This window comes from Fundidesulfovibrio terrae, from assembly GCF_022808915.1.
GTDB classification, from domain to species: Bacteria; Desulfobacterota; Desulfovibrionia; order Desulfovibrionales; family Desulfovibrionaceae; genus Fundidesulfovibrio; species Fundidesulfovibrio terrae.
On record NZ_JAKZFS010000006.1, the window covers coordinates 49,393 to 60,360 of the forward strand.

Consider the following 10,968-nt stretch of genomic DNA (forward strand, 5'->3'; position numbering starts at 1 on the left):
CCCCCCCGCTGATCAGACGTCGCCTACCTCCAGAAACACCAGCGTCTGGTTGAGAAGCTGGTAGGCGATCTCACCGAATGTGATGGGGCCGACGAACGGCTCGGTCCTTTTCCCTTCCAGCCCGGAATACAGATAGTTCAGGATGCAGTTGCAGGAGAACGCCACGCGGTCCTCCGCCACTTGCCCCTCCGCTTCCAGGCGGTTCTTGAAGGCAGTCTCGTAATCCTCCACTGGCTTGGCGTGCTTGTATTGCAGGCCCTTGAACACCGGGGCGTAGAACGTCACTTCGCCCTCGGCGTCGTCGATCCCCTGAAAGCTGGTGTTGACCATGACCCCGTAATAGTTGGCCACCAGGGGGAGCCTGGTGTCGAGTTCGTTTCTTCTGATGTAGGAAGCGAAATCCTCCTTTACGCCGTTGACCAGCACTTCCCTGGCGGAGAAGCCGTCGACAGGGAAGGTGAGGACGTCCCCGTCGCCCTGCTCGAAGAGGTTGACGATGCCCACGTTGGCCACCTTGCCGGGAGCCAGGTCGGCGTGGAGCACGAGCCCTCCCTCGCTGAACATCGCCCCTGTCTGGCCGTTGAACACCTTGGGCGTGACCTCGCCCAGGTCGTCCAGATGGACACCGGAAATCCAGCCCACCAGGGGGCGCACGCCGAAATCGTTGTAGCCGGGGGCGTTCAGGGCGAAGGCCAGGTGGGCGATGCTCCGGGCCGGCAGGACGATGAAGCTGAAGCCGTGCTCCGCGCCGTCCGTGAACACCCGCGAGAGGCTCCCATGGTCGTAGCGGATGATCTCGAAAGCTGCCACCGCGTCCGTGACGTCCGTGACGTGGACCATGGACCTGGAGGCCAGCCCTCCCAGGGGGCGGGTGATGAAATACGGGATGGTGCCGCCTATCCAGTTGCCCTTGGGCAGTTTTCGCAGGGCGTTTTCGTCGCCGGCGAGGAGCAGTGTCCGGCCCTCGAGAATCTTGGCCTTGGTTTCCGCGATGCCCAGGATACTCTGTTCCATGGCCCCCCCTATCCGGAAATGGTCTTCAGGTCTTCCTGCGCGGCCGGGTTGCCGGTGTTCTTCGCGTAGAGCCCGTGCAGTTTTTCCGTGCACGATTTCAACATTTCGGGCGAAGAATCCTCTTCGATAAGGCGGCTGCATCTGCCGATGAAGATTTTCGCGGCCATGAATTTCAGATCGTAGTGCGCCTTGCCGGTCACGATGTCCGCCCAGACCGGGTGGGACTTGGCTGGAAGCTCCATGTCCTGTTCCTCCTGCGGAAAGTTGCGATGCCGAGCGCCGCCGGGAATCATTCCGAACGCAACGGCACGAGTACGTTGATCTCGTCGGGCAGCCTGAAGCTTTCGCGCAGCTTGGAAAGCCTCAGGCGGGCGATCTCGGTTATTTCTTGTCCCTTGGCCATGATCAGGGTGTTGCCCTCGTCGAAGATGTCCTGGCGCAGGATCATCCCCGGGAGGATGTCCTTGAAGGACAGGAACCTCGGCACGTAGCCGTCGTCGCTGAAAACCGTCTCCTCGAACGCCTTGAACAGTTCGGGAGCCAGGGCCGCCCATTGCGGGCGCAGGTTGTCGATCGCTGCCTCCTTGTCGACCCCGAGCTGGTCCAGGTCGTCGTATTGCAGGCAGATGTTGAGCAGGCGGGCCGATTCTGGCAGCGGGGATTCGTTGCTGGCGTTCATGCAGTCGATCTGGTGCCCCACGATCTCCACCACGTCGGTCATGCGCGGAATCTGGGACAGCAGCGTGGAGGCCACGGTGGCGTGCATGCGGTATATCTGGGCTTCCTCGGGGCTCAGCTCCATGCCCCGGAAGCGCTTGAAGATGATCTCCTGGGGCACCGCCACCATGCCGATCTGGGAGAGCATCCCGGCCAGCTCGTACTTCAGGGGGTTGGCCATGCCGATCCGCTTGAGGACGTGCATCATGAGCCGCTTGATGCGCTCCCCCCGGCTGAACGCCTCCGGGCTGACCAGGTTCAGGATGTCGATGAGGACCTTGATGCAGCCGCGCAACGTCCCCCGGAGGAGCTCCTTCTCGGCCATGACCAGGCGGTATTGTTCTATCCCGGCGTCGATGGCCCGGATGATCGCATCCACCGGGCAAGGCTTGGTGAGGAAACGGAAGATGTTGCCTTCGTTGACGGCAGCCACGGAGGATTCGAAATCGCCATGCCCTGTGAGCATCATCCGCACGCTCAGCGGACTGATATCCTTCACCTTGGCCAGGAACTTCACTCCGTCCATGCCCGGCATGGCCAAGTCGGAGATGACCACGGCGAAGGGGCCCAGGGAATGCAGCGCGGCGAGCCCTTCCTCCGGTCCCTCGGCGGTGGTCAGGTCGTAGCGGCGCATCAGTCCACGGCGCAGGCTGTCGAGGATATGCCTCTCGTCGTCGACGACCAGTATCTTCATGTTCACACGGGCACACCTCCGGCTTGACTCCGCGGGCCTGGACCTGTCCTTGCGGGCGCTGGCCCGCTCGGGGAGAAGGTGTATTCCCGCAAGGGCCTTCGCCTTCGCGGAGCACGCTGAGTTTCATGCGCAATACCAGAAAACTTCGGTAAGGGAACGCGGAAGTTCGAAAAACTTTTTACCGGAGCGTTGCAGTATGCTTTGTGTCCTCGTCCGGCCGTGGAGGGCGCACGGCGTGCGATGGTGTCAAAACAGTGGACAGACGCAGCGCGGGGAGCTTAATAATCCGGGGCAGGGAAGGGAGAATGCCGTCCGCTTGGGGTGGTTCGCCCGCCAGGAGGAGCCTTTCCCGCAGGGCCTGCGGTCCGCCGGTCCCCCGGAGGCCGGCGACGCCTCCCGGGCGGGCGCCGGGTGCACTACCAAACAGGAAGGCTTGCCTGGTTTATGGATCTCATCGCGTCTCTTCAGGAAACCCTCCGCGTATTCCAAAGTGTCGACGTTCTGCAGTTTCTTCAGCATGTGATCGGAGAGTACGGCTATTGGGCGCTGCTTATCGGCACCTTCCTCGAGGGCGAGACCATTCTCCTCGTGGCCGGATTCCTCGCCCATGGCGGCACGCTGGACCTCTCCTTTTGCATCCTGGCGGCCTTTGTCGGCTCCCTGTCGGGCGACCAGGCCGCGTTCTACGTGGGCAGGTGGAAGGGCAAGCAGTTCGTCGACAAGCGCCCCGCCTGGAAATGCCGGGTCGACCGGGTCCACCAGATGCTGGAGCGCTTCCACGAAGCCCTTATTCTGAGCTTCCGGTTCTTTTACGGACTGCGCAACCTGACTCCTTTCATCCTGGGCACTACGGACATCTCCGGGATTAAGTTCTTCCTGCTCAACGCCGTCGGGGCCGCCATATGGGCGGTTTCCTTCGGTTGCGCCGGCTATTTCTTCGGCACCCTGGTGGCGAGCGTGCTCAAGGACGTCCACCACATCGAGATGATCCTCCTCATCGTGGTGGTCCTCGCGCTCTTGCTGGCCTGGTTCTTTCGCCGCCGCAAACGCAGGAAGGTCGACCAGGCATGCCTGGCCAACCTGGCGCAAACCGATCAGGAAACGCCTCCGGAGGGCGGATCCCGGCCTGGCGGATCCGGAGAAAACTGATGTTTTTCGCCTCGACCGGCAACTCGTGAGCATCATTCCCTCTTTTATGGTTCCCGAAGAACTCAATTTGACGCTATGGCTTGATTTTCACAGGGTTTTGCTCCAATAAAGAACCATTGTTTCCTCCCGCGCTGCCCGTCGCGCTCCTGAACAGCCCAGCGCGGCGGCAACATCTCACAACGAGAGGTTCCATGTCCGGTCAGTTGCCGGATGAAGACGGCCGCATCCTGGAAGCGGCAAGAATATGCGCCAGAGAGCTCGACGGCTTGTGCCGCGGGTTTCTGGAGTCCTTTCATTCGTGCGAGCGGGATTTCCTCCGCCTCGGCGATGCCCTGCACGGTTTCAACGCCACCGCCTCCGACGTTTCGCGCCGTTGCGCCGAACTGGCCGAGCTGACTTCCGGCGAGGCGGTGTCTTCGGCCACGTCCAAGCTGAGTTCCCATCTGGAGCACATGGTCGCCGCCTGCGCCGGCAGCACCGTGGGGCGAGAGGTAGCCGGACTGGAAACCATCGCCTCGGTTGGCGGCAAACTTTCAGAAAATATGCGTGACTTCACCCGGCTGGTGAAGCACCTCTCCATGCTTGGCATCTCCACGCGCATCGAGAGCGCCCGACTGGGAAGCCAGGGGCTCGGCTTCAGCACTTTGGCCGACGATGTGGAGAAACTGGCGGGCAAGATCGAAAGTTCCTCGGAAAGGATATCGAGCCGGGCCATCGAGTTGACCAAGCAATGCCACGAGGCGTCCAAGAGCATCGTGGAGATGGAGAACACCCGGAAAAACTACTCCCATTCGGCAATGGAACTTCTCGAGGCCGACCTCGACGCCCTGGACAAGCTGCGCGAATCGTCGAACCGGACAGCGGCCGAGATTTCGGACGAGGCCGCCAGCCTGGTGTCCAGCGTGTCCGAGGCGGTGCTCTCCATGCAATTCCATGACATCATCCGCCAGCAGCTCGAACACGTTGCGGAAGCGACCTCCGAAGTTAGGTCCATGGCTGCGGCCGGCCCGCAGACCGCAGCCGGACACGACGCCAGGGACTGGGAGGAGCTGGCCGGCTGGATGCGGAGCGTGCTCACGTTGCAGCACTCGCAGTTGGACAACGCGCACGGACGCTTCTCCCAGGCTATGGAGTCGCTGTGCTCGAGCCTGCGCGACATAGCCGGCCGCGTGGGCAACATGGCCTCCAAGGCGGGCGGGTTGGGCTCCGGTGATGCCGGCCAGCGCGGGATACTCGGCCAGATCGAGCAGGAGATCCGCAGCATCGCCCAGGCGCTCAAGGACTACGCCACGCTGGAGACGCGGATGTCCGCAGTCATGGGCGAGGTGGGAGGCTCCATCCGGGAAATGGCTTCTTCGGTGTCCGAGATCGAGGAGGTCGGCTCGGAGATCGAGCTCATCGCCCTGAACGCCTCCGTGCGGGCCGCGCACACCGGCGAGGAGGGCAAGGCCTTGGGCGTGCTGGCCTCGGCCATCCAGAAGCTCTCCGTGGACGCCAGGAGCCAGACCGACAAGATCGCCGCGCTGCTCGCCTCGGTGGACGCCGGCTCCCTGGACGTGGAAGCCATCGCCGGGGCCTCGGTGGACGCGAAAACTTTCGAATCCTCGATTGCGGAGCTGGACGCCGAGATGGCCAACCTCAAGGCTTTGGACGAGCACGTGGCCCAGGCCGCCCTGTCGGTTCAGAAGGAGGCGTCCCGCCTCTCCTCCGACATCGAGGCCACTGTGTCGTCTCTGGATTTCCAGCAGGGCCTGCTCTCGGCCATGGCGGCGGCGGAAGACAGGCTGAAGGAACTTTCCGGGGAACTGGGCGCCGTTTTGCCCAAGGACCTCGTGGTGACGCATTCCCCCCAGCTGCGTGAGATGCTCGAGCGCTACACCATGGACGCCGAGCGCCTGGTGCACGAGGACGTGCTGGGGATCGCCCCTGGGCAGCAGGCCGTCCTGGACGGCGGGGACTACGGCGACAATGTGGAATTGTTCTGAAACCGGAGCATGGGGTCATGGATAACGATACGCCCCCGGCCGCAACCGGCGGGGAAAATCAGGTGTTGGCCCTTTCCGGTGAATACGGCATCGGCGAAATCTCCTCGCTCAGGCAGGAGTTCTCCGACTCGCTGGAATCGACGGCGCAGGAATTGCGCCTGGACCTGGCCGGAGTGGAGAAGGGCGGCCTCCTCTTCTTCCAGCTGCTTTTCTCCCTGGCCGCGCAGGCGCGGCTGGACGGAAAAAGGATCGCATTGGATTTGCCCCTGCCGGAGCCGTTGCGCCAGGCCGCAGGAGAGCTGGGCTTGACCCAGAGGGATTTCGAACAGGCGTTTTCCTACGAGGTTTCAGGATGAAGACCATCATGACTGTGGATGATTCGGCCAGCATACGCCAGATGGTGGCGTTCACCCTCAAGAACGCCGGGTATGCGGTCATCGAGGCCGTGGATGGGAAGGACGCCTTGAGCAAGCTTCAGGGCAAGGTGGACATGGTCATCACCGACCTCAACATGCCCAACATGGACGGCATCTCCCTCATCAAGGGAGTCCGCGCCCAGGCCGCGTACAAGTTCATACCCATCGTCATGCTGACCACCGAATCCCAGGCCGGGAAGAAACAGGAAGGCAAGGACGCAGGGGCCACAGGGTGGATCGTCAAGCCCTTCAAGCCCGAACAGCTCCTGGCCGTGGTCCAGAAGGTGCTCAGATAGCCTGACTCTTGTAACGCGCCGCAACCGGACCAGGCATGGAAGACATCCACCGCAAAGCATTCCTCGACGAGGCGTTCGACCTGCTCCATGAGCTGGAAGCGGCCCTGCTCGAGCTTGAGGACTCCCCCGAAGACCACGAACTCGTGAACCGGGTCTTCCGGGCCATGCATACCCTCAAGGGCTCCGGGGCCATGTTCGGCTTTGACGACATCGCCCAATTCACCCATGAGGTGGAGACCGTCTTCGACAAGGTCCGGTCGGGCGAGGCCCAGGTCACCAAGCGCCTGCTGGACCTGACCTTCGAGGCCAGGGATCACGTCAAGCTGCTGCTCGATCACGACGGGGAGGACCTGAGCGCTTTCGTCCCCCAGGCCGAAAGGATTCTCGAGGGCTTCAGGTCACTGGGGTCGGGCGCGGGAGCCGCCGCGCCCGAGGCCGCGCCCGCCGTCAGGAATGTCTGCCTGCCCGAGACCCCGGACAGCACGGGATCGGTCTTCAGGGTCCGCCTCAAGCCGACACCCGGCATCTACGCCACGGGCAACAATCCCGAGTTCCTGCTGGAAGACCTCAAGGGTTTGGGACCCTCCATGGTTTTCGCCCACATCGAGGGCATCCCGCCACTGCGCGAGCTCGATCCCCAGAACTGCCACGTCTGGTGGGACGTTCTGTTGACCACGGACGTCTCCGAGAGCTGCATCCGGGATGTGTTCATCTTCGCCGAGGACGAGTGCTCCTACAGCATACAGGGCGTAGAGGGCACGGACGACACCGAACTCAAGAGGCTCGGCGAGATCCTCGTGGACCGCGGCGACATCACCCCCGAGGGCGTGACCAAGGCGCTCAGCAGCCAGAAACGCCTCGGGGCCATCCTGTCCGAGGCGGGCCTTCTCTCCGACAAGAGCGTGGAAACGGCCCTGGCCGAGCAGGGACTGGTCAAGGACCGCCTGGAACAGAAAAAAGGGCCGGACGCCGCTTCCAGCCTTCGGGTGTCCACCACCAAACTCGACCTGCTGCAGGATCTGGTGGGCGAGTTGGTGATCGTGCAGGCCCAGATCCGGCAGCTGGCCCCCTCCCTGGGCAACCCCCTGATGCTTACCCTGGCCGAGCAGCTCGAACGCTTAAGCGACGATATCCGCGATTCCACGCTCGCCATCCGCATGTTGACCATCGGCACCACCTTCAGCACCTACCGGCGCCTGGTGCGCGACCTCTCCACGGAGATGGGCAAGGAGATCGACCTCGTCACCAACGGCGAGGAGACCGAGCTGGACAAGACCGTCCTGGATCATCTGGGGGACGCCTTGATCCACTTGCTGCGAAACAGCATCGACCACGGAGTGGAATCCCCGGCCGAGCGCGAGGCGGCGGGCAAGTCCAGGCGCGGGACCATCCGCCTGAGCGCGGAGCATTCCGGCGGCGACGTGGTCATCCGCGTGGAGGACGACGGCAAGGGCATCGACCCTGACAAAGTGCGCAAGCGGGCCGTGGAAAGAGGCCTCATCAACCCGGCCGACGAATTGGGCCTGAGCGAAACCCTCGAACTCATATTCCTGCCCGGTTTTTCCACGGCCCAGACCGTTTCCAGCGTTTCCGGGCGGGGCGTGGGCATGGACGTGGTCAAGCGCGTGGTGAACACCATGCGCGGGAGCATCGAGGTCGACTCCGATCTCGGCCGGGGCTCCACCATCACCATCCGGCTGCCCCTGACGCTTGCGATCATCGACGGCCTGCAGGTCAAGGTCGGCGGGCAGAGCTTCGTCATGCCGCTGGACGCCGTGGAGGAATGCGTCGAGCTCGACCGCGCCCTCATGGGGGCCGACTCCAAGGGGCGCATCATCAACCTGCGCGGCGATGTGGTCCCCTTCATCTCCATGCGCGAGTGGTTCAGCCTGCCCGGGAAGGGGCCGGAGATCGAACAGGTGGTGGTGCTGCGCATCGAGGGAGCGCGCGTGGGCATGGTCGTGGATCACGTGGTGGGCGAGCACCAGACCGTGATCAAGAGCCTCGGCCCGGCGTTTCGAAAGCTGGAGGGATTTTCCGGGGCAACCATCCAGGGGGATGGGACCATGTCGCTTATCCTGGACGTCAAACGCATCGTCCGGATGGTGCTGGATAAGCACAGATAAACTGTGTTAGCTTGTTCTTCATGGCCATGAACAACGTGTCCTCAAGCCGTGCCCAGTCGCTGCCGGACCGCGACTTCAGGCGCCTGTCCGAGTTCATCTACGCCGAGTGCGGCATCAAGCTTCCCCCAGCCAAGAAGACCATGCTCGAAGCCAGGCTCCACAAGAGGCTGCGCCAGCTGGACATGGACTCGTACTCCACCTACTGCGAATACCTTTTCAGCCCAAGCGGCCTGGAAGCGGAGCTCGTAAGCCTCATAGACACCGTGACCACCAACACCACGGAGTTCTTCCGCGAACCCAAGCACTTCGAAATCCTCACCCAGAAGGTGCTGCCGGATTTCATCGACCGCAAGGGGTTCTCCACGCCCTTGCGCTTGTGGAGCGCCGGCTGCTCCTCGGGCGAGGAGCCCTATACGCTGGCCATGGTGCTCTCCGAGTTCACGCGCGTGAATTCCGGTTTCCGCTTCGGCATCCTGGCCACGGACATATCCACCCAGGTGCTCAAAAGGGCCATGAACGCCACCTATCCCGAGGAAAAGCTCCAGCACGTGTCCATGGACTACAAGAAACGCTACATGCTGAAGGGCAAGAACCGCTGCCAGGGACTGATCCGGTTCAACCAGGAGGTGCGGGGGCGCATAGATTTTCAACGGCTCAACTTCATGGAGGAATTCTCCTTCGACAAACCCAAGCACATCATCTTCTGCCGCAACGTCATCATCTATTTCGACCGCAAGACCCAGGAGAACCTCCTGGGGCGGTTCTGCAACTGCCTGGAGCCGGGCGGGCACCTCTTCATAGGCCATTCCGAGAGCATCACCGGCATGGACCTGCCGCTTGCACCCATTGCTCCCACCGTCTACCGCAGAACCTGAGGAGCGACTTCCGGTGAATAAAGGCAAGATACGAGTCCTGGTGGTCGACGATTCGGCCCTGGTCCGCCAGGCTCTCATCGACGTACTCTCCTCGGATCCGGATATCGAAGTCATGGCCACGGCGTCCGACCCGTACCAGGCCGCCGAACGTATCGCCGACGAAGTCCCCGATGTCATCACCCTGGACATCGAGATGCCCCGCATGGACGGGCTCACCTTCCTCAGGAAGATCATGAGCCAGCATCCCATCCCGGTCATCATTTGCTCGACGCTGACCGAGTCCGGCTCGGAAACGACGCTCAAGGCCCTGGAATACGGCGCCGTCGAGATCATCACCAAACCCAAGATCGGGACCAAGCAGTTCCTGGACGAGTCGCGCATCCGCATCTGCGACGCCGTCAAGGCCGCCGCGCGCGCCAAGCTGCGGGGGGGCCTGCGCCTTCCGGCCATGACGGTGGCGCCCAAGCTCTCGGCGGACGCCGTCCTGCCCGGCCCAACGGGGAAAGCCATGTTCGGCACCACGGAAAAAGTCGTGCTGGTGGGAGCGTCAACCGGTGGAACCGAAGCCCTGCGGGTGTTCCTGGAGGCGCTGCCAAGCGACTGCCCCGGTATCGCCATCGTCCAGCACATGCCCGAGAAGTTCACCGCCGCCTTCGCCAAACGCCTGGACTCCATCTGCCGGGTCACGGTCAAGGAAGCCCAGGACAACGACACCATGCTGCGCGGCCAGGCTCTCATCGCGCCCGGCAACAAGCACATGCTCCTCAAACGCTCGGGGGCGCGTTACTACGTGGAGGTCAAGGACGGGCCCTTGGTCAGGCGGCACCGCCCGAGCGTGGATGTCCTGTTCCGGTCCGGGGCGCGCTACGCCGGCAAGAACGCCGTGGGGGTCATCATGACCGGCATGGGTGACGACGGAGCGGAGGGAATGAAGGAAATGAAGGAGTCCGGGGCCTACACCATCGCCCAGGACGAGGCCAGCTGCGTGGTGTTCGGCATGCCGCAGGAGGCAATCAAGCTGGGCGGCGTGGACAAGGTGATGGACCTGGACGCCATCGCCAGGGAGGTCCTGCGCTTCTGCGCGGGATAACGCCATGCCCAGAGAACTTGAAGCCAAATTCGCGGTGGAGTCACTGTCCGCCGTTCGGACCGCCCTGCAAGGCCAGGGCGCGGTCTTGCGCAAGGAATGCCGGTTCGAACGCAACGCGGTGTTCGACACGCCGGGTCGCGACCTCAAGGCGCGCGGCGACCTCTTGCGCCTGCGCCAGACGGACAAGACCGTGCTCACCTGGAAGCGGCCGTCCGACAAGCCCGTTCCGGCCGGGGTCAAGGCCATGGACGAGGTGGAGACCGTCGTGGGAGATTTCGAGGCCATGCGCGAGGTGCTGCACGGCCTGGGCTACGAGGAGGCCCTCTGGTACGAGAAGTGCCGTGAGCAGTGGGTTCTCGGTCAGGCCCTGGTGTGCCTGGACCTTTTGCCCTTCGGCGAATTCGTGGAGATCGAGGGCGACCCGGCCATGATCGCCAGGGCGGCGGACTGTCTGGGGCTGGATATGGCCAAGGCCTGCGCCCTGACCTACCACGACCTCTTCCGGGCGCACCTGGCGGAGCTGGGGCTGCCGCCCCAGGACAGCTTCATCTTCACGGAGAAGCAGAAGGCGGCGCTTCAGAACGCCTGCCCGATCCCGGACTAGCG

Annotated in this window: 11 protein-coding genes; 8 read left to right on the forward strand and 3 right to left on the reverse strand. The window is 63.3% G+C overall.

Annotated elements, in window-relative coordinates; genetic code table 11:
• Positions 1-12: 12 nt before the first annotated feature.
• Genes ML540_RS16495 through ML540_RS16505 form a run of 3 tightly spaced genes read right to left on the reverse strand, consistent with a single transcriptional unit; the run spans position 13 to position 2,425 of the window.
• A complete protein-coding gene (locus tag ML540_RS16495; RefSeq protein WP_243363907.1) occupies positions 13-1,014 on the reverse strand; it encodes a DUF6976 family protein in 1,002 nt (333 codons plus the stop codon).
• An 8-nt stretch (positions 1,015-1,022) separates the two neighbouring features.
• Positions 1,023-1,256 (reverse strand): hypothetical protein, encoded by a 234-nt coding sequence (locus tag ML540_RS16500; RefSeq protein ID WP_243363909.1) that lies wholly within the window; start codon positions 1,254-1,256, stop codon positions 1,023-1,025.
• Between the two features lie 47 nt (positions 1,257-1,303).
• The gene (locus ML540_RS16505) at positions 1,304-2,425 is read right to left on the reverse strand and encodes an HD domain-containing phosphohydrolase (RefSeq protein ID WP_243364382.1); all 1,122 of its coding nucleotides are present in this window, start codon (positions 2,423-2,425) and stop codon (positions 1,304-1,306) included.
• Between the two features lie 519 nt (positions 2,426-2,944).
• Here ML540_RS16505 and ML540_RS16510 point away from each other — a divergent pair.
• The 8 genes from ML540_RS16510 to ML540_RS16545 all read left to right on the forward strand — a co-directional run bounded on the left by ML540_RS16510 (position 2,945) and on the right by ML540_RS16545 (position 10,966).
• Positions 2,945-3,574 carry a DedA family protein gene (locus ML540_RS16510; protein WP_243363911.1) on the forward strand — a complete coding sequence of 210 codons (630 nt, stop codon included), beginning with the start codon at positions 2,945-2,947 and terminating at the stop codon, positions 3,572-3,574.
• A gap of 191 nt (positions 3,575-3,765) precedes the next feature.
• Positions 3,766-5,559 (forward strand): methyl-accepting chemotaxis protein, encoded by a 1,794-nt coding sequence (locus tag ML540_RS16515; protein ID WP_243363914.1) that lies wholly within the window; start codon positions 3,766-3,768, stop codon positions 5,557-5,559.
• A gap of 17 nt (positions 5,560-5,576) precedes the next feature.
• Positions 5,577-5,915: an STAS domain-containing protein gene (locus ML540_RS16520; protein ID WP_243363916.1), complete on the forward strand. Its 339-nt coding sequence runs from the start codon at positions 5,577-5,579 to the stop codon at positions 5,913-5,915.
• Positions 5,912-6,271: a response regulator gene (locus tag ML540_RS16525; RefSeq protein WP_243363918.1), complete on the forward strand. Its 360-nt coding sequence runs from the start codon at positions 5,912-5,914 to the stop codon at positions 6,269-6,271. The genes ML540_RS16520 and ML540_RS16525 overlap by 4 nt, the downstream gene beginning before the upstream one ends.
• A gap of 35 nt (positions 6,272-6,306) precedes the next feature.
• The gene (locus ML540_RS16530) at positions 6,307-8,397 is read left to right on the forward strand and encodes a chemotaxis protein CheA (RefSeq protein WP_243363921.1); all 2,091 of its coding nucleotides are present in this window, start codon (positions 6,307-6,309) and stop codon (positions 8,395-8,397) included.
• A gap of 20 nt (positions 8,398-8,417) precedes the next feature.
• Positions 8,418-9,272 (forward strand): CheR family methyltransferase, encoded by an 855-nt coding sequence (locus ML540_RS16535; protein WP_243363923.1) that lies wholly within the window; start codon positions 8,418-8,420, stop codon positions 9,270-9,272.
• A gap of 13 nt (positions 9,273-9,285) precedes the next feature.
• Positions 9,286-10,362: a protein-glutamate methylesterase/protein-glutamine glutaminase gene (locus ML540_RS16540; RefSeq protein ID WP_243363926.1), complete on the forward strand. Its 1,077-nt coding sequence runs from the start codon at positions 9,286-9,288 to the stop codon at positions 10,360-10,362.
• A 4-nt stretch (positions 10,363-10,366) separates the two neighbouring features.
• A complete protein-coding gene (locus ML540_RS16545; RefSeq protein ID WP_243363928.1) occupies positions 10,367-10,966 on the forward strand; it encodes a class IV adenylate cyclase in 600 nt (199 codons plus the stop codon).
• The last annotated feature ends 2 nt before the right edge of the window (positions 10,967-10,968 follow it).

What these genes read in the sequence shown, in the direction of transcription:
- ML540_RS16495 (WP_243363907.1), bottom strand. Translation starts at nt 1,014, where the DNA reads ATGGAACAGAGTATCCTGGGCATCGCGGAAACCAAGGCCAAGATTCTC.
- ML540_RS16500 (WP_243363909.1), bottom strand. Translation starts at nt 1,256, where the DNA reads ATGGAGCTTCCAGCCAAGTCCCACCCGGTCTGGGCGGACATCGTGACC.
- ML540_RS16515 (WP_243363914.1), top strand. Translation starts at nt 3,766, where the DNA reads ATGTCCGGTCAGTTGCCGGATGAAGACGGCCGCATCCTGGAAGCGGCA.
- ML540_RS16505 (WP_243364382.1), bottom strand. Translation starts at nt 2,425, where the DNA reads ATGAAGATACTGGTCGTCGACGACGAGAGGCATATCCTCGACAGCCTG.
- ML540_RS16535 (WP_243363923.1), top strand. Translation starts at nt 8,418, where the DNA reads ATGGCCATGAACAACGTGTCCTCAAGCCGTGCCCAGTCGCTGCCGGAC.
- ML540_RS16520 (WP_243363916.1), top strand. Translation starts at nt 5,577, where the DNA reads ATGGATAACGATACGCCCCCGGCCGCAACCGGCGGGGAAAATCAGGTG.
- ML540_RS16545 (WP_243363928.1), top strand. Translation starts at nt 10,367, where the DNA reads ATGCCCAGAGAACTTGAAGCCAAATTCGCGGTGGAGTCACTGTCCGCC.
- ML540_RS16525 (WP_243363918.1), top strand. Translation starts at nt 5,912, where the DNA reads ATGAAGACCATCATGACTGTGGATGATTCGGCCAGCATACGCCAGATG.
- ML540_RS16530 (WP_243363921.1), top strand. Translation starts at nt 6,307, where the DNA reads ATGGAAGACATCCACCGCAAAGCATTCCTCGACGAGGCGTTCGACCTG.